The organism is Streptomyces sp. NPDC098781, assembly GCF_044759995.1.
Taxonomy (GTDB): domain Bacteria; phylum Actinomycetota; class Actinomycetes; order Streptomycetales; family Streptomycetaceae; genus Streptomyces.
The window spans coordinates 825,366-849,053 of the sequence record NZ_JBIWAK010000002.1; the positions used below are offsets into that span (position 1 = coordinate 825,366).

The 23,688-nt window shown below is 69.1% G+C and carries 22 protein-coding genes; 11 read left to right on the plus strand and 11 right to left on the minus strand.

The window, feature by feature from the left end:
* Positions 1-7: 7 nt before the first annotated feature.
* Complete coding sequence (locus tag ACIQWG_RS09755) at positions 8-982, minus strand: hypothetical protein (RefSeq protein WP_404092586.1); 975 nt, start codon at positions 980-982, stop codon at positions 8-10.
* A 377-nt stretch (positions 983-1,359) separates the two neighbouring features.
* On the opposite strand from ACIQWG_RS09755, the gene ACIQWG_RS09760 reads away from it, so the two are divergent.
* The 8 genes from ACIQWG_RS09760 (at position 1,360) to ACIQWG_RS09795 (ending at position 11,624) form a co-directional block, all read left to right on the plus strand.
* A complete protein-coding gene (locus tag ACIQWG_RS09760; protein ID WP_404092589.1) occupies positions 1,360-2,523 on the plus strand; it encodes a mandelate racemase/muconate lactonizing enzyme family protein in 1,164 nt (387 codons plus the stop codon).
* A complete protein-coding gene (locus ACIQWG_RS09765; RefSeq protein ID WP_404092592.1) occupies positions 2,520-3,524 on the plus strand; it encodes a zinc-binding dehydrogenase in 1,005 nt (334 codons plus the stop codon). The genes ACIQWG_RS09760 and ACIQWG_RS09765 overlap by 4 nt, the downstream gene beginning before the upstream one ends.
* A 109-nt stretch (positions 3,525-3,633) precedes the next feature.
* Entirely contained in the window at positions 3,634-4,596 is a 963-nt protein-coding gene (locus ACIQWG_RS09770) for a hypothetical protein (RefSeq protein ID WP_404092595.1), read from the plus strand.
* A gap of 143 nt (positions 4,597-4,739) precedes the next feature.
* Positions 4,740-5,852, plus strand: a complete 1,113-nt coding sequence (gene chvE, locus ACIQWG_RS09775; RefSeq protein WP_404092598.1) for a multiple monosaccharide ABC transporter substrate-binding protein — start codon at positions 4,740-4,742, stop codon at positions 5,850-5,852.
* A gap of 32 nt (positions 5,853-5,884) precedes the next feature.
* Complete coding sequence (gene mmsA, locus ACIQWG_RS09780) at positions 5,885-7,435, plus strand: multiple monosaccharide ABC transporter ATP-binding protein (protein WP_404092601.1); 1,551 nt, start codon at positions 5,885-5,887, stop codon at positions 7,433-7,435.
* Positions 7,432-8,676 (plus strand): multiple monosaccharide ABC transporter permease, encoded by a 1,245-nt coding sequence (gene mmsB, locus ACIQWG_RS09785; RefSeq protein WP_404092604.1) that lies wholly within the window; start codon positions 7,432-7,434, stop codon positions 8,674-8,676. Before mmsA ends, mmsB begins: the two co-directional genes overlap by 4 nt.
* 59 nt (positions 8,677-8,735) lie before the next feature.
* Positions 8,736-9,881: an aldose epimerase family protein gene (locus tag ACIQWG_RS09790; protein ID WP_404092606.1), complete on the plus strand. Its 1,146-nt coding sequence runs from the start codon at positions 8,736-8,738 to the stop codon at positions 9,879-9,881.
* 183 nt (positions 9,882-10,064) lie between these two features.
* Positions 10,065-11,624: a pyridoxal phosphate-dependent aminotransferase gene (locus ACIQWG_RS09795; protein ID WP_404092609.1), complete on the plus strand. Its 1,560-nt coding sequence runs from the start codon at positions 10,065-10,067 to the stop codon at positions 11,622-11,624.
* 20 nt (positions 11,625-11,644) lie between these two features.
* Here the strand turns inward: ACIQWG_RS09795 and ACIQWG_RS09800 are convergent, their stop codons facing one another.
* Together ACIQWG_RS09800 and ACIQWG_RS09805 are read right to left on the minus strand one after the other, a co-directional pair.
* A complete protein-coding gene (locus ACIQWG_RS09800) occupies positions 11,645-12,613 on the minus strand; it encodes an arabinan endo-1,5-alpha-L-arabinosidase (protein ID WP_404092612.1) in 969 nt (322 codons plus the stop codon).
* A gap of 76 nt (positions 12,614-12,689) precedes the next feature.
* Positions 12,690-13,160 (minus strand): ATP-binding protein, encoded by a 471-nt coding sequence (locus ACIQWG_RS09805; protein WP_404092614.1) that lies wholly within the window; start codon positions 13,158-13,160, stop codon positions 12,690-12,692.
* Positions 13,161-13,290: 130 nt separating this feature from the next.
* Between ACIQWG_RS09805 and ACIQWG_RS09810 the strand changes: the two genes are divergently transcribed.
* Together ACIQWG_RS09810 and ACIQWG_RS09815 are read left to right on the plus strand one after the other, a co-directional pair.
* Entirely contained in the window at positions 13,291-14,127 is an 837-nt protein-coding gene (locus ACIQWG_RS09810; RefSeq protein WP_404092617.1) for a Scr1 family TA system antitoxin-like transcriptional regulator, read from the plus strand.
* On the plus strand, positions 14,124-14,327 hold the full coding sequence (locus ACIQWG_RS09815; protein ID WP_404092620.1) for a DUF397 domain-containing protein: 204 nt from the start codon (positions 14,124-14,126) through the stop codon (positions 14,325-14,327). The genes ACIQWG_RS09810 and ACIQWG_RS09815 overlap by 4 nt, the downstream gene beginning before the upstream one ends.
* Here ACIQWG_RS09815 and ACIQWG_RS09820 read toward each other — a convergent pair.
* Positions 14,284-15,261: a winged helix-turn-helix domain-containing protein gene (locus ACIQWG_RS09820; RefSeq protein WP_404092623.1), complete on the minus strand. Its 978-nt coding sequence runs from the start codon at positions 15,259-15,261 to the stop codon at positions 14,284-14,286. The genes ACIQWG_RS09815 and ACIQWG_RS09820 overlap by 44 nt on opposite strands.
* Before the next feature lie 151 nt (positions 15,262-15,412).
* Positions 15,413-15,790, minus strand: a complete 378-nt coding sequence (locus tag ACIQWG_RS09825; RefSeq protein WP_383595646.1) for a peptidase inhibitor family I36 protein — start codon at positions 15,788-15,790, stop codon at positions 15,413-15,415.
* Positions 15,791-15,999: 209 nt separating this feature from the next.
* On the opposite strand from ACIQWG_RS09825, the gene ACIQWG_RS09830 reads away from it, so the two are divergent.
* Complete coding sequence (locus ACIQWG_RS09830; RefSeq protein ID WP_404092625.1) at positions 16,000-16,764, plus strand: intradiol ring-cleavage dioxygenase; 765 nt, start codon at positions 16,000-16,002, stop codon at positions 16,762-16,764.
* 74 nt (positions 16,765-16,838) lie between these two features.
* Here ACIQWG_RS09830 and ACIQWG_RS09835 read toward each other — a convergent pair whose 3' ends face one another.
* From ACIQWG_RS09835 to ACIQWG_RS09860, 6 genes are all read right to left on the minus strand, one after another.
* Entirely contained in the window at positions 16,839-17,498 is a 660-nt protein-coding gene (locus ACIQWG_RS09835; RefSeq protein ID WP_404092627.1) for a DUF4360 domain-containing protein, read from the minus strand.
* Positions 17,499-17,715: 217 nt separating this feature from the next.
* Complete coding sequence (locus tag ACIQWG_RS09840) at positions 17,716-18,600, minus strand: sulfite exporter TauE/SafE family protein (protein WP_404092629.1); 885 nt, start codon at positions 18,598-18,600, stop codon at positions 17,716-17,718.
* Positions 18,601-18,657: 57 nt separating this feature from the next.
* Positions 18,658-20,169 carry an alpha-N-arabinofuranosidase gene (locus tag ACIQWG_RS09845; RefSeq protein WP_404092632.1) on the minus strand — a complete coding sequence of 504 codons (1,512 nt, stop codon included), beginning with the start codon at positions 20,167-20,169 and terminating at the stop codon, positions 18,658-18,660.
* 114 nt (positions 20,170-20,283) lie between these two features.
* The gene (locus tag ACIQWG_RS09850) at positions 20,284-21,117 is read right to left on the minus strand and encodes a carbohydrate ABC transporter permease (RefSeq protein ID WP_404092634.1); all 834 of its coding nucleotides are present in this window, start codon (positions 21,115-21,117) and stop codon (positions 20,284-20,286) included.
* Positions 21,114-22,052, minus strand: coding sequence for a carbohydrate ABC transporter permease (locus tag ACIQWG_RS09855; protein ID WP_404092636.1), 939 nt, complete (start codon positions 22,050-22,052; stop codon positions 21,114-21,116). The genes ACIQWG_RS09850 and ACIQWG_RS09855 overlap by 4 nt, the downstream gene beginning before the upstream one ends.
* Positions 22,049-23,404: an extracellular solute-binding protein gene (locus tag ACIQWG_RS09860; RefSeq protein ID WP_404092639.1), complete on the minus strand. Its 1,356-nt coding sequence runs from the start codon at positions 23,402-23,404 to the stop codon at positions 22,049-22,051. Before ACIQWG_RS09860 ends, ACIQWG_RS09855 begins: the two co-directional genes overlap by 4 nt.
* Positions 23,405-23,688 lie beyond the last annotated feature (284 nt).

A 23,688-nucleotide genomic window follows, 5' to 3' on the forward strand; every position in this document is an offset into this window, starting at 1 on the left:
CCGTCGCTCAGGTGCACCACCACAGGAACCGGTCGCACGTCTCGGTCGGTGACGGATCGGGGGTCGGGTCGGAGGTGGTCGGTTCGCTCGTCGGCGTCGGGTCCCCGCCGGAGGTGGGGGTGGGCGTCGGGGCGGAGGTGGGCACGCCGGGGCCACCGCCCGTGGCGCCGGACTGGGGGTCCTTGGACGGGGTCTCGTCGTCTTCCTTGTCCTCGTCCTTGTCCTTGTCCTTGTCGTCCTTGGCGGACTTGGACGCGGAGGGGGACGTGGAGGGGTCCTTCGACGACCCCTCGGCATCCGTTCGCGGGCTTCCGTCCGTCGCGTCCGGTGACGGCGACACCTCCGACTCCGCCGCGCCCTCCGCCGACTCGTCCCCGGCGGCCGCGGGCCTGGGGCTGTTGCCCGGGGCGTCCATGCCGAGTTCGGCGAGGCTGAGGCCGCCGGCGGCCAGCACGAAACCGGCGGCTATCAGCAGCGTCCGGCGCCGGCGGCGCCGGTGCGCGGCGGCCTTGCGATCGCGACGGCTCGCGCCGCCCGCGCCGGACTCCTCGTCCGCATCGAGGTCGTCCTCGTCGTCGGCGTACTCGTCGTACTCGTCCTCGGCGTACTCGTCGCTCTCCGCGTACTCGTCACGCTCGTCGTGACCACGCCTGCGCCCCCGGCCACGTCGCTGCGCGGCCCGTCGCGCGGCCCGCCCGCCGACCACCGTGACCGGCTCGGCGTCCGTGGCGTCCGGGGCATCGGCGGCGTCCACGGCCACTTCGGCCTCTTCGGCGCGGGTGACGCCGCCGTCCTGGGGGGTGCCGTGCCCGGCACCGCCGAACCCGCCGCCGTGCTGCCCCTCGTAGCCCGCGTACCCCTGGTACGTCCCGTACGAGCCCTGGCCTCCGGCAGCCCCCGCGGGCACGCCCGCGGTGCGCTCGGTCATCTGCGGGTACGCCTGGTTCGGGGCACCCGTGTACGCGTGGTGATCTTCGACCATGGCGCCGCACCCGGGGCAGGCGAGGGCGCCATTCAGGTGCCGTCGGCACGGGTGGCAGTAGTCCATGACGCGGGAAGACTAGGTTCCTCACAGGTACGGTTGATAGTCACAGCTGTGAAAGTTGTGTATAGAACTATCCGTTTCGGCATGGCGAGTTGACGGATATGCCGGGACTGGCCAGACACGCCCCCCACACTCCGCTACGGGACGTCCGAAATCCGTGTCGATAGCGGTGTCGAAACCGTTATGCGTTCGACCCATTGACACTCCCACCGCCGTCTCCCTACTGTCACGTCAGCATTTCGAACGTGTGACGAAATTTCGAACACGCTCGGTGCGACACCACAGAGCCGACGACGCAGCAAGGGGCAACTGCCGTGCGCATCACCGGAATCAGCACACACGTGGTCGGGACGCCGTGGCGCAATCTGACCTACGTCCAGGTGCACACCGACGAGGGGATCACCGGAGTCGGCGAGACCCGGATGCTGGGCCACACCGACGCGCTGATCGGCTATCTGCGGGAGGCCGAGGCCAACCACATTCTCGGATCGGACCCGTTCGCTGTCGAGGACCTCGTCCGCCGCATGAAGTACGGCGACTACGGGCGCGCCGGCGAGATCGTGATGTCCGGTATCGCCGTGATCGAGATGGCCTGCTGGGACATCAAGGGCAAGGCCCTCGGGGTCCCGGTCTGGCAGTTGCTCGGCGGCAAGGTCACCGACAAGGTGAAGGCGTACGCCAACGGCTGGTACACGACGGAGCGGACTCCGGAGGCGTACCACAAGGCCGCCCAGGGGGTGATGGAGCGCGGGTACCGGGCGCTCAAGATCGACCCCTTCGGCACCGGTCACTTCGAGCTCGACCACGAGCAGACCCTGTACGCCGTCTCCCTCATCGAGGCCGTTCGGGACGCCATCGGTCCCGAGGCCGAGCTGATGCTGGAGATGCACGGCCGCTTCTCCCCCGCCACCGCCGTACGCCTCGCGCGCGAGCTCGCGCCCTTCAATCCGGCCTGGCTGGAGGAGCCCTGCCCGCCGGAGAACCTGAAGGCGCTGGAGAAGGTCGCCGCCAAGGTGGACATGCCGGTGGCCACCGGCGAGCGGATCCACGACCGCATCGAGTTCCGCGAGCTCTTCGAGAGCCAGGCCGTCGACATCATCCAGCCCGACGTCGGCCACATCGGCGGCATCTGGGAGACGCGCAAGCTGGCGGCCACCGCCGAGACCCACTACATGCTGGTCGCCCCGCACAACGTGGGCGGTTCGGTCCTGACCGCCGCCTCCCTCCAGGTCGGCTTCACCTCCCCGAACTTCAAGATCCTGGAGCACTTCAACGACTTCGCCGACGCGGAGATCAAGAAGGTCGTCAAGGGCGCGCCCCAGGTGAACCCCGAGGACGGCTGCTTCCACCTCTGCGACGCCCCCGGCCTCGGGGTCGAGTTCGACGCCGACGCCGCGGCCGAGTTCCCGCAGCAGCAGGCCCGCTTCGACCTGTGGGCCGAGGGCTGGGAGCAGCGCAAGCCCAAGGGCACGCAGTGAGCTCCGCGGTCGTCGTCGAGGCGCCCGGCGAGCACCGGCTCACCGAGCACACGCCCCGTGAACCCGGCCCCGGCGAGGCGCTGGTCCGCGTCCACGCGGTCGGCATCTGCGGCAGCGACCGCGAGGTGTACCAGGGCAACCGGCCCGAGGGGTACGTCCGTTACCCGCTGACGCCCGGCCACGAGTGGTCCGGGACGGTCGAGCGGGTCGGCACCGGGGTCCCCGGCTCGCTCGTCGGCCGCAAGGTCGTCGGCGAGGGCTTCCGCAACTGCCAGGTCTGCGACCGCTGTCACGCCGGTGAGACGACGCTGTGCGGCGCGGGCTACGAGGAGACCGGGTTCACCCAGCCGGGCGCCATGGCGGCCACGCTGACCCTCCCGGCCCGGCTGCTGCACGTCCTGGCCGACGACTGCGACCTGACCGCCGCGGCCCTGCTCGAACCGGCCGCCTGTATCGCCGCCGCGGCGATCAAGGCGAACGCGCTCCCCGGTGAGCGCGTGGCCGTGGTGGGCACCGGCACGCTCGGGATGTTCGCCGTCCAGTTCCTGAAGGCGGGCTCGCCGGCCGAGTTGCTCGTGGTGGGCACGCGACGCGACCGCGAGGCGCTGTCCCGGCAGTTCGGCGCCACCGGCTTCCGCACCAAGGACGAGGCGCTGCCGGACGACTTCGACGTCGTCATCGAGACCGCCGGGTCCGCCGACGCGGCCCGCGTCTCCGCCGCCCTGCTCAGGCGCGGCGGCCGGCTGGTCCTCACCGGGATCCCGGCGCCGGGCGCGCAGGGCCTCGACCCGACCGATCTGGTGGTACGGCAGTTGGAGGTGCACACCGTCTTCGGGGCACCGCCGGACGCCTGGGCGCACACGGTGCGGGTGTTCGGGGCCGGGTTGCTCGATCCGCTGCCGCTGGTCACGCACGAGCTGCCGCTGGCGGAGTTCCCGCAGGCGATCGAGCTGGTCGGGTCCGGCGATCCGAAGGTGGGCAAGGTCCTGCTCCGCCCCTAGCCGTACGCCGGTACGGGGGCGACCTGACGGTCCCCGTGCCGGCGTACCCAGGCCTCGCACACCCCGAGCCGCGAACCTCGTCCGACATATCGAACAATAAGGACAGCTTGTGACCGACGCTTCCGCAGCCCGCCGACCCGGCGCACAGGTGCTCGCCGCCCTCGGCCTGGCCGCGCCCGACCTCTCCCCCGCCGACGCCTCGCCCCACACCTTCCCGGGCGGCGGCCGCTGGCGCACCGAGATCCCCTCGTGCGAGGGTCCCGAAGCGCTGGCCGTCGTCCTCAAGGAAGCCTCGCTGCTGGACGTGCCGGTCCACCGGATCAGCCAGGGCAGCGGTGTGTGGATGCTGACCGACGCCGAGATCACCGAGATGGTCGACGCGACCAATGAACGCGACATAGAACTCTGCCTGTTCACCGGCCCGCGCGGCACCTGGGACATCGGCGGGTCCACGCGCACCGACTCGCGGGGGGCCGGACTGCGCGCACGGGGCCATGACGCCGTCGCCGGCTGCGTGGAAGACGCCGTGCGGGCCACGGAGTTGGGCGTCAAGTGCCTGCTCGTCGCCGACGAGGGCGTGCTGTGGACGCTGCACCGGGCGCGGGCCGCCGGGATCATCCCGGCCGACACGACGCTCAAGGTGAGCGCGCTGATCGGTCCCGTGAACCCGGCCGCCTACGCGGTCTACGAGCACCTGGGCGCCGACTCGCTCAACGTGCCCAGCGACCTGACGCTCGATCACCTCACGGAGATACGCCGGGTGTCCGCCGCCCCCATGGACATGTACATCGAGGCTCCCGACGATCTCGGCGGCTATGTGCGGATGTACGAGGTCGCCGAGCTGATCCGGCGCGGCGCACCGCTCTATCTGAAGTTCGGGCTCGCCAAGGCCCCCGGCATCTATCCCTACGGCCACCACATGCGGGACCTCACGCTGGCCACCGCCCGGGAACGCGTACGGCGCGGCCGGCTGGCCCTGGACCTGCTCGCACGGCACGGAGCCGACGGCGACATGGCACCGCTCGGTTCACGGCTGCCCGGGACGCTGACGCGATTCGAAACTCCCGCATAACGTTCCGGACAAACCCCCTTCACAGAAGACGACGTAGTCGAACACAATCCCACACACCCCTCGGTCGACCCGGAACAACCCCCGCGGCAGCGTCTTCGCATCGCCAGACCGAGCCCTGCCACACGACATCAAGGATGATGACCATGCGCACTCGCAGAGCCGCACTCGCCGCCATAGCCTCCGCCGCCTCGCTCGCCCTGACCCTGACCGCCTGCGGCCAGAGCGGCGAGGGCGGTTCCAAGGAGGACTCGGGCAGCGCCGAGGGAGCCACCATCGGCATCGCGATGCCGACCAAGTCCTCCGAGCGCTGGATCGCCGACGGCAACAACGTGGTCAAGGACCTGGAGTCCAAGGGCTACAAGACCAAGCTGGTCTACGGCGAGGACGACCCGGACCAGCAGGTCTCGCAGATCGAGAACCTGATCACGCAGGGCGTCAAGGCGCTGATCGTCGCGGCCATCGACAACAAGTCGATGAACAACGTGCTCCAGCAGGCCAAGGACGCGGACATCCCGGTCATCTCCTACGACCGCCTGATCCTCGGCACCGAGAACGTCGACTACTACGCGTCGTTCGACAACGAGAAGGTCGGCGAGCTCCAGGGCAACTACATCCTGGAGAAGCTCGGCCTGAAGGACGGCTCCAAGAAGGGCCCGTTCAACATCGAGCTGTTCGCCGGCTCCAACGACGACAACAACACCCGCTACTTCTTCCAGGGCGCGATGAACGTCCTCCAGCCCTACATCGACAAGAAGCAGCTCGTCGTCAAGTCCGGCCAGACCAAGCTCAACCAGGTCACCACCCTGCGCTGGGACGGCGGCACCGCCCAGAGGCGCATGGACGACATCCTGACGTCGGCCTACAAGAGCGAGCGCGTGGACGCGGTCCTCTCGCCCTACGACGGCATCTCCATCGGCATCCTCTCGGCGCTGAAGTCGGACGACTACGGCTCCAAGAGCAAGCCGCTGCCGATCGTCACCGGTCAGGACGCCGAGGTCGCCTCGGTGAAGTCGATCATCGCCGGTGAGCAGTCGATGACCGTGTACAAGGACACCCGCGAACTCGCCAAGGTGGCCTCGAACATGGTCGACGCGGTGCTCAACGACAAGAAGCCCGAGGTCAACGACGAGAAGACCTACGACAACGGCTCCAAGGTCGTCCCGGCCTACCTGCTGACGCCGGTCAGCGTCGACAAGACCAACTACCAGAAGACGGTGGTCGACTCCGGCTACATCAAGGAAAGCGACCTCAAGTAACCGCCGGCCCACTCTGATTGGAAGGCACGACCATGGCGGGACCCGTCCTGGAAATGCGCTCGATCGTCAAGACCTTTCCCGGCGTCAAGGCGCTGTCGGACGTCACCCTGACCGTCCGGCAGGGCGAGGTCCACGCCATCTGCGGGGAGAACGGCGCCGGCAAGTCGACCCTGATGAAGGTCCTCTCCGGCGTCCACCCGCACGGCACCTACGAGGGGGACGTCCTCTTCGAGGGGGAGGTCTGCTCGTTCAAGGACATCAGGGCCAGTGAGCATCACGGCATCGTGATCATCCATCAGGAACTGGCCCTGATCCCCTACCTCTCCATCGCGGAGAACATCTTCCTCGGCAACGAGCACGCCACGCGGGGGATCATCAGCTGGACCGAGACGCTCCGGCACGCGACCGAGCTGCTGCGCCGGGTCGGTCTCTCCGACCACCCGGACACCCGCGTCGCCGACATCGGCGTCGGCAAGCAGCAGCTGGTGGAGATCGCGAAGGCACTGTCGAAGAAGGTGAAGCTGCTCATCCTGGACGAGCCGACCGCGGCTCTGAACGACGAGGACAGCGGCAAACTCCTGGATCTGATCCTGGAGTTGAAGAAGCAGGGCATCACCTCGATCATCATCTCCCACAAGCTCAACGAGATCCGCAGGGTCGCCGACTCGGTGACGATCCTGCGCGACGGCCGGACCATCGAGACCCTCGATGTGAAGGCCCCGGAGACCACCGAGGACCGGATCATCAGCGGCATGGTCGGCCGGGACCTGGAGAACCGCTTCCCCGACCGCACCCCGCACGAGCCGGAGGAGGGCGCCGCCCCCGCCCTGGAGATCCGCAACTGGACCGTGCACCACCCGATCGACCAGCAGCGCAAGGTCGTCGACGACGTGTCGATCGAGGTGCGGCGCGGGGAGATCGTCGGCATCGCGGGCCTGATGGGCGCCGGCCGTACCGAGCTCGCGATGAGCGTCTTCGGGCGGACGTACGGCCGCTACCACGGCGGCACGGTCCTCAAGGACGGCAAGGAGATCCGTACCAAGTCCGTCCCGGAGGCGGTCAGGAACGGCATCGCGTACGTCACCGAGGACCGCAAGCACTACGGCCTGAACCTCATCGACACCATCAACCGCAACATCTCGCTCAGCGCGCTGGGCAAAGTGGCGAAGCGGGGCCTGGTGGACGAGCACGAGGAACGGCAGGTCGCCGAGGGCTTCCGCAAGTCCATGAACATCAAGGCACCGACGGTCTTCGAGCCGGTGGGCAAGCTGTCCGGCGGCAATCAGCAGAAGGTCGTCCTCAGCAAGTGGATCTTCGCGGGCCCGGACGTGCTGATCCTCGACGAGCCGACGCGTGGCATCGATGTCGGCGCCAAGTACGAGATCTACACGGTCATCGACCAGTTGGCCGCCCAGGGCAAGGCGGTCGTCTTCATCTCCTCCGAGCTGCCGGAGCTGCTCGGCATGTGTGACCGCATCTACACGATGGCCGCGGGGCGGCTGACCGGCGAGTTCTCGCGGGCCGAGGCCTCGCAGGAATCGCTGATGCGTCAGATGACTAAGGACAAAGAGGTAACCCGATGAGCACGGATGTGACCGCCAAGACCCCGGCCCCCGCGCCGCCGGGGAAGAGCGGAGGGGCCGCGGGTGCCGGCCTGCTCCAGCTGGTGCTGGAGGGCATGCGCCGCAACATGCGGCAGTACGGCATGCTGATCGCGCTCGGCCTGATCGTGGTGCTGTTCGCGGTGTGGACCGACGGCGACCTGCTGCTGCCGCGCAACGTCTCCAACCTGGTGCTCCAGAACAGCTACATCCTGATCCTGGCGATCGGCATGATGCTGGTGATCATCGCGGGCCATATCGACCTGTCGGTGGGCTCGTTGACGGCCTTCATCGGCTCGATGGCCGCGGTGTTCATGGTGAAGAACGACCTGCCGTGGCCGGTGGCGGTGATCCTCTGCCTCGCGATGGGCGCCCTGGCCGGCGCGGCACAAGGGTTCTTCATCGCGTACGGCGGCATACCGTCGTTCATCGTGACCCTCGCGGGCATGCTGATCTTCCGCGGTCTGACCGAGATCTTCCTGGAGGGCCAGACCCTCGGCCCGTTCCCGGAAGGGCTCCAGAAGGTCGCGAACGGCTTCCTGCCGGAGGTCGGCCCGAACACGAACTACCACAACCTCACCCTGCTGCTCGGCTTCGCGATGATCGCGTTCGTGGTCTTCCAGGAGTTCCGTGACCGCCGCCGCCAGCAGGAGTTCTCCCTCGACGTCCCGCCCTTCAACCTGTTCCTGCTGAAGCTGGTCGCGCTCGGCGCCGCCATCCTCACGCTCACCATGCTGCTGGCCAGCTACAAGGGCGCCCCGATCGTGCTGCTCATCCTGGGCGTGCTGCTCGTCGGGTTCGGCTACGTCATGCGCAACGCGATCATCGGCCGCCACATCTACGCGATCGGCGGCAACCTCCCGGCGGCCAAGCTGTCGGGTGTGAAGGACAAGAAGGTCACCTTCCTGGTCTTCCTGAACATGGGCATGCTCGCGGCCCTGGCGGGTCTGGTCTTCGCCGCCCGCTTCAACGCGGCCTCTCCCAAGGCGGGCCTCAACTTCGAACTGGAGGCCATCGCGGCCTCGTTCATCGGCGGCGCGTCGATGAGCGGCGGCGTCGGCACGGTCCTCGGCGCGATCATCGGTGGCCTGGTCCTGGGCGTGCTGAACAACGGTATGAACCTCGTCGGCATCGGCACCGACTGGCAGCAGGTCATCAAGGGCCTGGTGCTGCTGGCGGCCGTCGGCTTCGACGTATGGAACAAGCGCAAGGTCGGTTCGTAAGTCCATCGGGGCCCCGCCACCACGGCGGGGCCCTTCCACTTCCTGAGCAGGAGCCGCACATGGACATGAGCAGACGTACGGTCATAGCCGGCGCCGCGGCGGCGGGGATCACCGCCGCGACCATCGGCAGCGCGCACGCCACCGGGGGCAGGACCCCGGTGAAGTCCCTCTTCGGCAAGCTCGCCGACGGCACGAAGGTGTACAGCTGGTCGCTGGCCAACGGCGGCACCCGGATGAAGGTGCTCTCCTACGGCGGCGTCGTGCAGTCGCTGGAGATCCCGGACCGCCGCGGCCACTACGCCAACGTCTCCCTCGGCTTCGACACCATCGAGGACTACGTCGCCAAGAGCCCCTACTTCGGCGCTCTGATCGGCCGCTACGGCAACCGGATCGGCAAGGGGCAGTTCACCCTCGACGGCAAGGCCTACCAGGTCAACGTCAACGACGGCGTGAACAGCCTGCACGGCGGCGCCAAGGGCTTCGACAAGCGGGTCTGGGACGTCGAGCCGTTCACCAAGGGCTCCGACGTGGGCCTGCACCTGTACTACACGTCCGTCGACGGCGAGATGGGCTACCCGGGCACGCTCAAGGTGAAGGTGACGTACACCCTCACCAAGTACGGCGACTGGCGCATCGACTACGCGGCCACCACCGACAAGGCCACCGTCGTCAACCTGACCAGCCACGTCTACTGGAACCTCGCGGGCGAGGGCAGCGGCACGATCGAGAACCACCAGCTGAAGATCGACGCCTCCCGCTACACCCCCGTCGACTCGGGCCTCATCCCCACCGGTCAGCTGGCCCCCGTCGCCGGTACCCCCTTCGACTTCCGCCGCGCCAAGGCGATCGGCGCCGACCTGCGCGAGGCGCACCAGCAGCTGCTGTACGGCAAGGGCATCGACCACAACTGGGTGCTGGACAAGGGCATCTCGCCGCGCCCCGAGTGGATCGCCACCCTGAAGGACCCGTCCTCCGGCCGCACCCTGCGGATGGCGACCACCGAGCCGGGCCTTCAGTTCTACTCGGGCAACTTCCTCGACGGCACCCTGGTCGGCCCGAGCGGTCGCACCTACCGGCAGGGCGACGCGCTGTGCCTGGAGACGCAGCACTTCCCGGACTCGCCGAACCAGCCGAAGTTCCCCTCGACGGTGCTCCGACCTGGGCAGACGTACCGTTCGACGACGGTCCACTCGTTCAGCCGCTGAGTCCGTTACGACCGTCGGTGACGGTTCTTCACAGGTGGTACACAAGTTCACACCGATTCCTCAGTGGTTGAACAGCGCCACCCCAGCCTCCGTATGTAAGGGCGGCCCGTGCTCCCCCGCGCGGGCCACCCAAAGACGACGGGCCCGGTCGTCCCCACCGGGCCCGCCCCCTACGGAGGTTCCATGGCCGACAACGTCACCTCGCTGTTCCGCAGCACCGCGGCACACAGCCCGTCGATGGCGGCGCTGACGCGTGAGGGCGGCGACGGGGCCGGTCCGGTCGACTTCTGCATCCCCTGCAACCCGTACTTCCCGACGCCGGAGATGTTCCAGGACATGGCGTCCCGGTTGCGGGACATCATCACGTACTACCCGAGCAGCGCGGACACGATCACGGCCGAGCTGTGCAACCTCCTTCAGCTTCCGCCGCAGTGCGTGGCGATGGGCAACGGCTCCACCGAGCTCATCACGTGGATCGACCACCTCATGGTCCGCGAGTCCCTCGCCATCCCCGTCCCCACGTTCGGCCGCTGGACCGACCAGCCCATGGAGACCGGCAAGCGGGTCGACATGTTCCCGCTCCAGGAGTCCAGCGGCTTCGCCCTCGACCTCGCCCAGTACGCCGAGTTCATCCGCGCCCGGGGGACGCGGGTGGCCGTGATCTGCAACCCGAACAACCCCGACGGCGGCTACCTGCACAAGCACGCGCTGGTGCAGTTCATGGACGCGATGGCCGACCTGGACCTGGTCGTCATCGACGAGTCGTTCCTGGAGTTCGCCGACGCCGAGCAGGAGCCGTCGGTCGTGCAGGAGGCGATGCTCCGCCCGAACGTCATAGTCCTGCGCTCCCTCGGCAAGAACTTCGGCCTGCACGGCATCCGCTTCGGCTACCTCGTCGCCAACCCGGCGCTCGCCGGCCGGGTCCGCTCCATGCTGCCGAAGTGGAACCTCAACGCCTTCGCCGAGCACGTGGTGTTCATGCTCAAGAACCACGGCGCCGAGTACGCGCAGAGTCTCCAGCAGGTGCGCCGGGACCGCCTCGACATGTCCAGCCATCTGGCCCAGCTGCCCGGCCTGACGGTCTACCCGTCCCAGGGCAACTTCCTCTTCGTGCGCCTCCCCGTGGGCGCCGAGGGCACCGTGGTCCGCGACCGGCTGCTCACCGAGCACCGGATCCTGGTCCGCGAGTGCGGCAACAAGATCGGTTCGTCCAGCCGCTTCCTGCGACTCGTGGTGCGCCCCCAGGTGGACGTGCGTCGCCTGGTGTCCGGCCTGGAGCAGGTGCTCTACGGGTCCAGGAGGGGAGCCGCCGTACCCGAGCTGGGTACCGGGACCAACTACAGCTCGGGTACGGCGGCCGTGGATCGGTTGGTCGGCTCCACGAACGGAGCGGGGGTGCCGCTGGCTCAGCCGCAGGCCGCTCCGCAGGGAATGCCGGGCGGCGGGATGCCCATGCCGGCGCCGGCTCCCGTGGCGCCGGCGGCCATGCCGGCCCCGGTGGCCCCGGCGCCCGCGCCGATGCCCGCCCCCGCGCCGGTCGCGCCGACGCCGTTCCCGTCGCCCGTGGCGCCGGCCGCGGCGGTGGTGCCGCCCGCGCCGACCCCGCCGGGGGTGCCGGCCCGTGGCGGGCTCACGGCGGCGCAGGTACGGGGGACTACGGGGCCGGGGCTCTCTCCGGCGCCGGCGACCGGGTGGCCGAACGCGCAGAGTTGGCCGAACGCGGCGGGGATGCAGGTCGGGTAGCGCCCGTTCGCATCACGGCGTCAATAGGCGACGGGCCATCCGGTGCTCCAGTTCAGCAGGTTGATGCCGAGCTTGGGCGTGCCGTTGTCGTTGCCGTCGTAGTAGTGGTAGACGATCAGGTCGCCGTCGACGTCGTTCATGATCGACTGCCCGCCGGGGCCGATCACGCTGCCGTGCGATTCCAGGACCGGGGTCCCGCCGTTGTTCGTCATCGCCACGCCGTTCCTGTCGACGTACGGCCCGGTGACGCCGGTCGCGCGGCCCACCTTCACCTTGTAGGTCGAGCTGGTGCCCGCGCAGCAGGTGTCGTACGAGGCGAAGAGGTAGTAGTAGCCGCCCCGCTTGACGACGAAAGGCGCCTCGACGGCCTTGGTGCCGGTCGGGCGGGAGGCGAGGGAGTAGCGGGTCGTGTTGGAGGAGAGCTGCTTCCCGGTGGACGGGTTGAGCTGGATCATCTTGATCCCGGTCCACCAACTGCCGAAGGACAGCCACCACTTGCCGTCGTCGTCGACGAAGAGGTTCGGGTCGATGGCGTTGTAGTCGCTCGCCGAGCCGGAGGTGTAGACGGTCCCCTGGTCGGTCCACGTGCCCGCCTGACCGGTGGTGGAGGTGGCCAGTCCGATGGCGGACGTGTTGGAGCCGAAGGACGAGACGGAGTAGTACATCAGGTACTTCCCGCCCTGGTACGAGAGGTCCGGCGCCCACGCCTCGGGGACGGAGGAGTAGGTGCGCCACCAGTTCGGGCGGGAGGAGAAGGCGTCGGCGCTCGCGCTGAACGCGGTGCGGTCGGAGGACGTCTTGCCGGCGATGCCGCCTCCGGTGGCGTACAGCAGGTACTGGCCGGAGGAGGTGCGGAGCATCGTCGGGTCGTGCGTGACGACGGAGCCGGTGACCCGGCCGGGGTTGGGGTAGGCCGACGCCGAGGACGGGACCAGGGCGAGAAGGGCGGCGACGGGGAGGGCGAGGAGGGTGATTCTCTTGCGGCTCACGTTGGACGCTCCTGTTCTGTATCTCGAACAACGGTCGTCACTTCGGACGGGACCGTAGAATCGAACCCCTTGCGCGTCAATGGTCCGCGCACGAAACGGGATTCACGTCGACCTCCGCGCGGACGGTCTTGCCCGGGGCCGGGTGCCGGTCGACCACCTCCCACCGGTCGGCGAGCGCCTCCACGAGGACGAGTCCCCGGCCGTGTTCGTCGAGGGGGCGGGAAGGTGGTACGCCGCCGGGCTTCGGCAGGCACGGCTCGGCGGCACGGGTGTCACTGACCTCGACCCGGACACGGCCCACCGGGAGGGACAGCCGCAGCTCGAAGTCCCGCCCGGGGACCCGGCCGTGGGTGACGGCGTTGGCGGCCAGCTCGGCGACGATCACGGCGACGGCGTCGGACGTGGTGCTGCCATGCGGGATGCCCCAGGCGTGGAGCTGGTTCAGAGCGAGGTGACGGGCGAGGCGGGCGCCGCGTGGAGTTGCGCTGAGGCGCTGGGTGAACACACGTACGGTGACCGGGGGTTGGGGGGTGTGGGGTGCGGGCATGCGCCCAATCTGGCGGGCGGGAGTGGCAGTTCACCAGGTGGGAGCCGCGTACGCTGCCGCAGCGTACGCGGTTACGGACTGGACAGTACTCATCACCGGCCGTGACCATGGGCGCGGGAGGTGACCGACCGTGGTCGATGGCGTGGTGGGTACGGGTGGCGAGCCGGAGGCGTCGGACAGTCTGCGGACGTTCGGGGCGGTCGTCCAGGCGCTGCGGGAGCACGCCGGGTTGAGCCGGGAGGAGTTCGGGGACCTGGTGGGGCTGTCCAAACACACGGTGGCTTCGGTGGAGTTGGGGCGGCGGATGCCGGATCCGACGTTCGCGGTTCGGGCGGAGGGGGTGACGGGCAATACGGGGGCGTTGCTGAAGTCGGTTCCGCATCTGGCTCGGCAGCCGGGGTTGGCGGCTTGGTTTCGGCGGTGGGCTCATCTGGAGGCGACGTCGATCACGCTGTACACGTACGAATGCCGGTTGGTACCAGGGTTGTTGCAGACCGAGGCGTACGCGCGCACGCTGTTCACGAATCAGCTCCCGCCTCTGGACGATGAGCAGATTGAGGCGCAGTGGGAAGCGCGTGCCGAACGGCAACAGCTACTGCGGGATCGGCCGAACACCGCGTTCGCCTTCGTCCTGGAGGAGCACTTGTTCCGGCGGAGCACGGGCGGTACGGACGTCACACGGAAGCTCATTGATCACGTCCTGGACATCGCCGAAGTGCGGAACGTCGAGGTTCAGATCATGCCGACCGTCCGAGAGACACACTCGGGGCTCGACGGCCCGATGCAGCTCCTTGAGACCCCGGAAAACAAGTGGTTCGCCTATTGCGAAGGCCAGCGCGGCGGCCTGCTCATTTCCGACGTGAAAGAGGTCAGCGTCCTCCAAAGGCGGTATGCCAGTATGCGTTCGCAGGCTCTCACCCCTGAAGACTCCGTGAGCCTGTTGCAGCGGATGCGAGGAGAGCTATGAGCACCGGCGAGCTGGCCTGGTTCAAGAGCAGCTACAGCAGCGGTGGCGACGGCGACTGCGTAGAGGTAGCCACCCGCCCCCACACCATCCACGTCCGCGACTCCAAGAACCGGCGTGGCCCCGCGCTCACCCTCTCCCCCGCCACCTGGACGGAGTTCATCGCGCACGTCCGTCCAGCAGGGCAAGCCCCAGTGGCGTGACGGAGTGCAGCGCCGCCTTGCCCGCCCTGCACGTGCTCAGTAACCCGGCCTTGCGCAGGATGCCCACGTGATGGCTGGCCGTCGCCGCTGAGATGCCCGCGTCGTGGGCGAGTTCGGTCGTCGTCACGCCGTGGTCCGCGACCGATTCGAGGATCCCGGCGCGGGTGCGGCCGAGGAGGGCGTTCAGCGAGCGGAGCCCGGTGGCGCCCCCGCTCAGAACCGTCTCGTGGGTCATCGGATAGACGACGACGCACGGCAGCGCGGGATCCTTCAGCAGTGTCGGCTTGCGCCAGCAGAAGTACGACGGGAGGACGAGGAGTCCGCGTCCGTCGAGGTGGACGTCACGGTCCGCGCCGAGCCCCGTCACCTCCAGCACGGGCCGCCGCCAGACGAGGCCCGGGTGCAGTGCGCCGAGCAGCGTGCCGAGGTCGCCGTCGGCCAAGTACCGCCCGTGGGCGCCGCGTTCGGCACCGAAGCGGGTGCGGACGCGCCCCCACCAGGGCGCCAGCGCGGCCGTGAAGTACGCCCGGAAGACGCGCGCGAGATGGCCGACGGCCTCCTTGTCGCCGTCGGCGAGGGACCGCGCCCAGGGCGGCAGGCGGCGGCCCGCGCGGGACAGTTCCACCAGGTCGCCCCGCAGCCGCTGCCGCGGCGTGGACAGCAGGGCACCGATCCCCGCGTCCAGACCGCCCGAGCCGGCGGCCGGGGTGAGGAAGTCGGCCGAGTAGCCGACGGGTGGGGCCATGCGGAGCAACGGACGTACGGCCCGCGGCAATTCGCGTCGTACCCGGCGCCGCCAGCCGCCGAAGACGGCGGAACCGGTGTCCGTCTGGAGCATGTGCATGCTGAGCAGAGCCTCCCACATGGGGTCGGGAGCCTGCGCCAGCCTGATCTGGGCGAGATCGTCGTCGGTGAAGTGAATGCGTACGGCCATGTGAGCCATCCCCGTTCGGCACGTCGTGCACTCACATGCTCCGGGGTTCGTCGCCTCTTGACACCCTCAGAAGTCATGGGGAGCGCCCCGCCGCACGGCCAGGTGCGGCGGGGCGCTTCTCAGGGAGGCTCCGGAGGCTCCGGCAGGGCTCTCAGCACTCCTCGACGGAGCTGACCTGGTCCCGGACGGGCGACGCGAGGTCGAGCGCCTGCCCGTCCAGGATCACCTGGATCTCGTTCTCGTAGTTCGCGTCCCGGTACAGGCACCACGAGCTGCCGGAGATGTTCTTCACCGACCACACGTGGTCATTGAGACCGCCCGCCAGCTGGCCCAGGTTGGACGCGCCGTCCGACAGCGAGTAGTGCGCGCCGCCGCCCTGCCCGTCGTGGTAGATGCAGAACTCCGACGGGTCGCAGGGCCAGGTCGCCGGGTCCCCGGCCGCCTGGGCGGAGGTGGGCACGGCGAGCATGGCGGCGGTGCCGACGAAGGCGGCGACGCCGAGGGCGAGTCGGCTCTTGCGGATGGACATGAGGTACTTCCTTCCCCGTTGTTCCTCACTGTTCCTCGTACGCCGACCAGCCTGCGCTCGCCCGTCGTACCCCGCACGCACCTTCGATCTCGGTCGAATCGACGTGACGCGAGAGCCGTAAGTGGCGTGTCCGACAAGAAACTTGACGGATGCTCACTTTGCCCAACTGACAGCCCACCAACAGCATGCCTCCCTACGGTGCCGTGCTCATGACAGACACTTCAGGGACAACCCCCACCGTGATCGGGCGCCGCACCGTGCTCATCGCCACCGGCGCCACGGCCGTATCGCTGGCCGTCGCCGCCGCGCCTGAAGCCCCCACAGCCGAGGCGGCCGAACCGGCCCCCGTGGCCGCCGCAGCCGTCTGCACGCTCACCAAGGAGATGACCGAAGGCCCCTACTACCTCGACGGGCAACTCGTCCGCGCCGACGTCAGCGAGGACAAGACCGGTATCCCGCTGGAGCTCACCCTCACCGTCGTCGACGACAGCACCTGCGCGCCCCTGGACAGCGCCCTGGTGGAGATCTGGCACTGCGACGCCCTCGGGGAGTACTCCGGCTTCGTCGGCAACAACGGCCACGACGAGCCCGACAACGGCACCTTCCTGCGCGGCGGTGTGCTCACCGGGTCGGACGGGGTCGCCCGTATCACGACCGTGTACCCCGGCTGGTACCGCGGCCGGTGCGTCCACATCCACGTCAAGGTGCACACCGACGTCACGCTCACCGACGACGGCTCGTTCACCGGCGGTCAGGAACTCCACACCGGACAGCTCTTCTTCGACGAGACGATCACGACCCGGGTCGCCGCGCTCGCCACCTACGCCGCCAACACCGTCCCGCGCACCACCCTCGCCCAGGACGGCATCTACGACGACGGAGGCGCCGCTTCCGGGCTGCTGACCCTGACCGCACTGGGCAGTTCGACATCGGCCGGCTACGCGGGGACGCTCACCCTGGGGGTGGACGGCTGACCCGACCCGCACCGGCACCAAGCCGCGCCCGGCTGACTTCAGCGGGCGCGGCTCGGCGTGCGCAGGCAGTGCTGTTACTTGCCGGGGCACTCCTTCCACGCCAGGTGGTAGATCGTGCTGATGTCACCGTCGGTCGAGTCCATGGTCATGAAGCTGACCTTGGACGAGGAGGACGAGCCGAGGTTCACCCTCAGCTCGGTGTTGATGTTGAAGTTGCGCTGCTTCCCGCAGGGCGCCCAGATCAGCTGGGCCCAGTCGGTCTCGTCGGTGGCCTGCCAGTTGTCGTTGAGCGGGCCGCTGAAGGGGTGGCTGCGGAACTGCGTGTTCGGTGAGCCCTGGAAGTAGTACGAGGCTCTCTGCATGGCGTTCGCGCCGGACTGGAGGGAGGCGAAGCCGCGGTAGTCGGCGCTGGCGATGGCGTAGGTGAAGCCACCGGGGACGTGCACGACCAGGCTGAGCTGGCAGTTCTTACGGAACGCCGTGGGGTCGGAGTTGCCGCCGACCTGGGCGAGGTAGTCGCTGTACGTCACCGTGAACGCGGTGTTGTCCTCGGAGACGGCGACGGCGGTGGTGCCCTGGGGGCAGCCGGAGCCGTTCACCGTGGCGACCTTGATGACGATCTTGTCCGGCGGCGGGTCTTCGAACGCCGGCGCGGCCTGAGCGGGCAACGTCGCGGTGAGCAGAGCGGCCAGCGCGCCGCCGCTCAGCAGGAGTCGCAGGAGTCCACGTGCCATGGAGCTCTCCTTGGGGATGGGGGGTGGCTGCGCCTCCGGCCCCGTTTTCGAGCCCGCTGAATCTTCGTTTCAAGCCGGTTGAATATTTGAAGAATCAGTGACTTTTCTGTGAAGGCCGAAGGCGTTCGCATCGTAGGGGGCCGCGCATGGCATGGCCACGACGAACTCCAGCCATTCACAGGCGAGTTGAGCGAGACCGGCGCGTCCGTCCGGTCGGTCAGGTGCCGACCGGCTGACGCTCCTCGGCGGGCTCGGCCGGGGCCGCCTTCCCCTCCTTCAGGTGGGCGCGGACCGAGTAGGCCAGGGCGGCGGCCCACAGCGCGTACAGGGCGCCGTACAGGAGGTCGTCGGAGACCAGGGTGCGGGCGTTGGTCACGACGATCACCCCGCCGACCGCCGAGCCCAGCACCCTCGGCGGCAGCAGCCGCACCAGCCAGGCGGCGAGGGGTGCGGCCACCATGCCGCCCAGCAGGAACGCGGCGACCCAGACCACGTCCACACCCTGCGAGCCCAGCGAGAGCAGGAAGCCGAGGCTGGCCGCGACCGCGACCAGGAACTCACTGGTGTCGATGGAACCGATCACCTTGCGGGGTTCCATCCGGCCCCCCGCCAGCAGCGCCGGCGTCCCGACCGGCCCCCAGCCGCCGCCCCCGGTGGCGTCGAGGAACCCGGCGACCAGCCCGAGCGGGGCCAGGAACCGGCGCCGCAGCGGCCTGCCCAGCCGGTCCTTCGGCAACCCCCGGAAGGTGAACCGGGTCATGACGTACACACCGAGCCCGAGCAGGATCACGGACATCACCGGCTTCGCCACCCCCGTCGACAGCCGGGACAGCACCGTCGCCCCGAGGAACGCGCCCACCGCCCCCGGCACGCCGATCCTGACGACCACCTTCCAGTCGACGTTGCCGAAGCGCCAGTGCGCCGCCCCCGACATCAGGGTGGTGCCGATCTCGGCGAGATGGACGGTGGCCGAGGCGGCCGCGGGACTGGTGCCCAGGGCCAGCAGCAGCGTGGTCGAGGTCACCCCGTAGGCCATGCCGAGGCTGCCGTCCACGAGCTGGGCGCCCAGGCCCGCGAGGGCGAGCAGGATCAGCGTGCGCATGAGGGGCGACAGTAGGGTCCCAAGCTGAGCGCAGCCTTGGGACCCCATGAGGATTTCTCATCCGGCCAGCCGGATCACATTCCACGACAGCGGTTCCAGTACGGCGGTGAGCCGGCCGTCCTTCAGCACGGTGCCCTCGACCCGGTGCGGCGCGACCCGCTCGGGCTCGTCGAGCGTGTTGCGGGCGTCCGGGTCGGCGTCCGCGAGGGCGCTGTGCTCGACGACCGTCGTCAGGTCGAGGCCGTTCAGGGCGACCTCCAGCGGCAGCGCCTCGTCCCGGCTCCGGTTGACCGCGAAGACGGTGACCGTGCCGTCGTCGGCGCGTACGGCGGTGGCGTGCAGGAGCGCCGTCTCGCCGTACTTCCTCGTCCCGTACGTCGGGGAGTCCACCCGGACGTCCAGGACCTCACCGCGGCCGTACCTGGAGGCCTGGGCGAACGGGAAGAACGTGGTCTGCCGCCACGCCGGGCCGCCCGGCTCGGTCATGATCGGGGCGATGACGTTCACGAGCTGCGCGAGACAGGCGACGGTGACGCGGTCGGCGTGCCGGAGCAGGGCGATGAGGAGCGAGCCGAAGACGACCGCGTCCATGACGCTGTAGTTGTCCTCCAGCAGGCGCGGGGCCTGCGGCCAGTCCGTCAGTGTCTTGGCATGTTCCTCCCACTCCGGCAGGTACCAGACGTTCCACTCGTCGAAGGAGAGGTTGATCCGCTTCTTCGACTTCAGGCGCGCGCCCACGTGGTCCGCGGTCGCGACGACGTTCTCGATGAAGGACTCCATGTCGACGGCGGAGGCGAGGAAGGAGTCGACGTCGCCGTTCTCGGGCCAGTAGTAGGCGTGCAGCGAGATGTGGTCGACCAGGTCGTACGTCTCCTTCAGGACCGTCGCCTCCCACTCCGCGAAGGTCGGCATGGACTGGCTGGAGGAGCCGCAGGCGACGAGTTCGACACCCGGGTCGATCTGGCGCATCGCCCGGGCGGTCTCGGCGGCGACCCGGCCGTACTCCTCGGCCGTCTTGTGGCCGGTCTGCCAGGGGCCGTCCATCTCGTTGCCGAGGCACCAGAGTCCGATGCCGAAGGGGTCCTTGTCGCCGTGGGCGACGCGCAGGTCGGAGAGGGCGGTGCCGTCCGGGTGGTTGGCGTACTCCTGGAGTTCCAGGGCTTCCGCGACGCCGCGGGTGCCGAGGTTGACGGCCATCATGGGCTCGGCCTGCGGGCCGATCTTGCGGAGGAAGTCGATGTACTCGGACAGGCCGAAGCGGTTGGTCTCGGTGGAGTGCCAGGCGAGGTCGAGCCGGCGGGGACGGTCCTCGGCGGGGCCGACGGAGTCCTCCCACTTGTAGCCGGAGACGAAGTTGCCGCCGGGGTAGCGGACGGCGGTGACGCCCAGTTCGCGGACCAGGTCCAGGACGTCCTCGCGCAGGCCCCGGTCGTCGGCCGTGGGGTGGTCGGGTTCGAAGATGCCGGTGTAGACGCAGCGGCCGAGGTGTTCGACGAAGCTGCCGAAGAGCCGGGGGTTGACCTCGCCGACGGTGAAGGCGGGGTCCAGGGTGAAGCGGGCGGTGTGCATGGGCGCCTTTCGGGGTGGGTGGTCCGTGTTGCGTGGGCGGCTGCGGGTCGCGTGTGGCTGGTCGCGCAGTTCCCCGCGCCCCTCAGGGGCGTCGGGCCGGCCGTTCTCGTCGGGTTACTGGCCTGCCAGACCCGTATGGGCCACGCCCGCGACTATCTGGCGTTGGAAGAAGACGAAGACCACGATCAGGGGCAGGCCCGCCATCAGGCCGCCGGCCATCAGCTGGGCCCACTGGATGCCGTAGGAGTTCATGACGGTCGCGATGCCGTTCGGCATGGTCATCAGGTCGGGGTTGTTGGTCACCATGTAGGGCCAGAGGAAGTTGTTCCAGGAGGCGATGAAGGTGAAGATGCCGACCGCCGCCAGGGACGGGCGGGCCAGCGGGACCACGATCGTGAAGAACACCCGCCAGCGGCCCGCGCCGTCGATGAACGCGGCCTCCTCCAGCTCCCGCGGAACGCCCTGGAAGAACTTGTAGAGGATGTAGACCATCGCGGCGGGCGCGCACTGCGGCAGGATCATGCCCCAGTAGGTGTCGACCATCCCCAGCTGCTGGACCGTGGTGAACAGCGGTACGCCGAGGACCGCCGGGGAGATCATCAGGCCCGCCATCACGACGCCCATCAGAACGCCCTTGCCGCGGAACTCGGTTCGGGCGAAGCCGTATCCGGCGAGGGCGGCCACCACCAGCACCACCGACGTCACGCACACCGACACGACCAGGGAGTTCACGAACCAGTTGGTGATGTTGCCGGTCTCGAACAGGGCCGTCCACGCCTGTCCCGTCCAGTCGCGCGGCAGCCAGTGCGGGGGCACCTGCACCGCCTCGGTCTCCGACTTCAGCGAGGTGAACAGGCCCCAGGCGAAGGGCGCGAGGAAGAGGGCGGATACGGCCGTACCGAGAAGGGTGAGGACGATCTGACTCGGGGTCCACGCCTTGGTCGTCATCGGGCGGCGCCCTCCTCACGGTTGCGCAGCAGCCACATCCTCGCGAGGGCGACGACCGCGATGAGCACGAAGAAGATGATGGAGATCGCGGAGGCGTAGCCCACGCGGTAGCTGGTGAAGCCCTCTTCGAGGGTGTACTGGACGAAGGTGCGGGTGCTGTCCTCCGGTCCGGGGCCGAAGTCCATCATCACGACCGCCTGGTCGAAGACCTGGAGCGAGGCCAGGATCTGGAGCGTGATGACGAGGCCGGTGATGTTGCGCAGCATCGGCAGGGTGATGTGGACCATGCGGTGCCAGGCGTTCGCGCCGTCGAGCTTGGCGGCCTCGTAGAGGTGGTCGGGGATGGACTGGAGCGCGGCGAGGTAGAGCAGGAAGCTGAAGCCGACCGTCCACCACAGGGTGGTGATGACGACGGCGAGCATGGCGTACGACTTGTCGGTCAGCCACGGCGTCTCGATGCCGAAGACGTGGTTGACCATTCCCGTGCCGGGGTTGAACAGCCACTGCCAGAGGTTGCCGGCGACGGTGGAGGGCAGCAGGAAGGGCGCGAAGAAGCACAGGCGCCACAGCCATGTGCCGCGCTCGATGTGGTGGGCGAGCATCGCCAGCAGGAAGGCGAGGACCGTGATGCAGGGCACGACGAGGAGCGTGAAGTACGCGCTGTGGCCGAGCGCGTCCCACATCAGCCGGTCGTCGAGGGCCTCGCGGTAGTTGTCGAGGCCGATGAAACTCGCGCTGTCACCGGAGATGTTGGCGTCGGTGAAGCTGAGGTAGACACCGCGCAGCAGCGGCCAGATCACGAAGATCGCGAAGAGGACGAGGAACGGGGCGACGAACCAACCGCCGTGCTGGAAGCCCTGTTTGCGGCGGAGGGTCACGCGGTCGGCGGCGGTCCTGGCGCGGGCCGGCGCGAGGACGGTCTCGGCGGTCGTCATGCGGCCTTACCTCCCTGCGCGGCGGTCCTGCCGTCCATGGGGTTCCTCATCGCGAGCAGCTTGGTGAGTTCGCTCCTCATCCGGCCGGCGACCACGTCGGGCCGGGCCGAGCCCACCGTCGAGGAGACGACGATCGGGCCGACGCGCTGGGCGAGGATGCCGGTGGAGCCCGCGAACCACACCTTGGGCTCGGTGGCCTGGTGCTCCATCGCCGAGACGTACTCGCTCTGCGGGTTCAGCTTCCGGTACGCCGCCGTGGACAGGGTCGGTGTGTACGCCGGGATGTGGCCGCCGGCCGCCCACTGCTGGGCGTGCGTGACGATGTACGCGGCGAGCCGGTGGGCCCCGTCGTCGGCGGCGCCGCCACGGCCGGACCGGTGGGGCAGGACGAAGGCGTGCGACTCGGCGTGGGTGGCCGGCTCGCCGAAGACGGGTGGCAGCGGGACGGCTCCGTAGTCGAGTTCGGCGCCGGAGTAGACCGGCACCGACCAGTTGCCCTCCCAGGCGAAGGGGGCGCCGTTGATGAACTGTTCGGCGCCGACGGAGCCCAGGCCCGGGTCGGCGTACCCGTCGGTGAGGTGCCGGCGCAGGAACTCCAGTACCCGCGTGGCCTTGTCGGTGTCGAAGGTGACCTCGGCGTTGTCGGCGTCGAACCAGGTGCCGCCGAGCTGGGTGTAGAAGGCGACGAAGAACCACCACTGGAAGTTCTGGTCGTTGACCCACATGCCGATGGTCTGGAGCCCTTTCCTGGTGGCCCGCTTGGCCTCCTTCAGCAGGTCGAACCAGTCGTCGGCCGAGGTGACCGGGACCATCCGGCCGTCGGCACCGAGCAGGCCGGCCTTCCGCAGCACGTCCTTGCGGTAGAAGCAGAGCTGGACGTGGATGTCGAGCGGGAGGGCGTAGAGCTTCCCGTCGATGACGCCGCGCCGCCACAGGGCGGGGCTGAAGTCCTGTTCGCGCACGCCGTACTCGGCGAGCAGGTCGACGTCCCAGGGGTCGAGGAGCCGGCCGGGTGAGAAGCCGGTGACCCGGCCGAGGTGCATCACGCCGAGGTCGGGGGCGCGGTTGCCGGCGGCGGCCATGGCGAGCTTGGTGTAGAAGGGGTTGCCCCACTGGAGGGTGGAGTCCTTGACGTCGATGCCGGGGTTGGCGCGCCGGAAGGCGTCCAGCATCGCGATCATGTTGGAGCCGTCGCCGCCGCTGAACAGGTTCCAGTAGCGCACCCGGGTGTCGGCGCTGGAGGCGAGCGCGTCGGCGCCGGTGCCCAGGGCCGCGAAGCCGAAGCTGCCGGCCACCGCCAATCCGCCCGCGGTGGCCAGAAGTTGCCTGCGATTCAGGTCAGGTCGTCCCATTGCCTGCCCTTACTGTTCGACATATCGAATTGTGCCCGTAACTTCGAACGGACCGTAGGGTGGAAGCGCTTTCCAGTCAATGCCTTGTGCACGAATTCCGGGCGGTGGCGGTCGTCGGCCGTGGCGGTGGCGGTCGTCGGCGGTGGCGGTGCGGTCGTTCCCGGTGGTGGCACGGTCGATTCCCGGTGGTGGTGCGGTCGTTCCCGGTTGAACAACGGTCGTCGGATCACATGACGGGGACACTTCGGGCCGCGTAGTCTCGAACGGCCCGCCGAGCGGCGGCG

What these genes read in the sequence shown, in the direction of transcription:
- mmsB (WP_404092604.1), top strand. Translation starts at nt 7,432, where the DNA reads ATGAGCACGGATGTGACCGCCAAGACCCCGGCCCCCGCGCCGCCGGGG.
- ACIQWG_RS09855 (WP_404092636.1), bottom strand. Translation starts at nt 22,052, where the DNA reads ATGACGACCGCCGAGACCGTCCTCGCGCCGGCCCGCGCCAGGACCGCC.
- ACIQWG_RS09860 (WP_404092639.1), bottom strand. Translation starts at nt 23,404, where the DNA reads ATGGGACGACCTGACCTGAATCGCAGGCAACTTCTGGCCACCGCGGGC.
- ACIQWG_RS09845 (WP_404092632.1), bottom strand. Translation starts at nt 20,169, where the DNA reads ATGCACACCGCCCGCTTCACCCTGGACCCCGCCTTCACCGTCGGCGAG.
- ACIQWG_RS09850 (WP_404092634.1), bottom strand. Translation starts at nt 21,117, where the DNA reads ATGACGACCAAGGCGTGGACCCCGAGTCAGATCGTCCTCACCCTTCTC.
- ACIQWG_RS09795 (WP_404092609.1), top strand. Translation starts at nt 10,065, where the DNA reads ATGGCCGACAACGTCACCTCGCTGTTCCGCAGCACCGCGGCACACAGC.
- ACIQWG_RS09825 (WP_383595646.1), bottom strand. Translation starts at nt 15,790, where the DNA reads ATGTCCATCCGCAAGAGCCGACTCGCCCTCGGCGTCGCCGCCTTCGTC.
- ACIQWG_RS09790 (WP_404092606.1), top strand. Translation starts at nt 8,736, where the DNA reads ATGGACATGAGCAGACGTACGGTCATAGCCGGCGCCGCGGCGGCGGGG.
- chvE (WP_404092598.1), top strand. Translation starts at nt 4,740, where the DNA reads ATGCGCACTCGCAGAGCCGCACTCGCCGCCATAGCCTCCGCCGCCTCG.
- ACIQWG_RS09830 (WP_404092625.1), top strand. Translation starts at nt 16,000, where the DNA reads ATGACAGACACTTCAGGGACAACCCCCACCGTGATCGGGCGCCGCACC.
- mmsA (WP_404092601.1), top strand. Translation starts at nt 5,885, where the DNA reads ATGGCGGGACCCGTCCTGGAAATGCGCTCGATCGTCAAGACCTTTCCC.
- ACIQWG_RS09835 (WP_404092627.1), bottom strand. Translation starts at nt 17,498, where the DNA reads ATGGCACGTGGACTCCTGCGACTCCTGCTGAGCGGCGGCGCGCTGGCC.
- ACIQWG_RS09755 (WP_404092586.1), bottom strand. Translation starts at nt 982, where the DNA reads ATGGTCGAAGATCACCACGCGTACACGGGTGCCCCGAACCAGGCGTAC.
- ACIQWG_RS09815 (WP_404092620.1), top strand. Translation starts at nt 14,124, where the DNA reads ATGAGCACCGGCGAGCTGGCCTGGTTCAAGAGCAGCTACAGCAGCGGT.
- ACIQWG_RS09840 (WP_404092629.1), bottom strand. Translation starts at nt 18,600, where the DNA reads ATGCGCACGCTGATCCTGCTCGCCCTCGCGGGCCTGGGCGCCCAGCTC.
- ACIQWG_RS09820 (WP_404092623.1), bottom strand. Translation starts at nt 15,261, where the DNA reads ATGGCCGTACGCATTCACTTCACCGACGACGATCTCGCCCAGATCAGG.
- ACIQWG_RS09805 (WP_404092614.1), bottom strand. Translation starts at nt 13,160, where the DNA reads ATGCCCGCACCCCACACCCCCCAACCCCCGGTCACCGTACGTGTGTTC.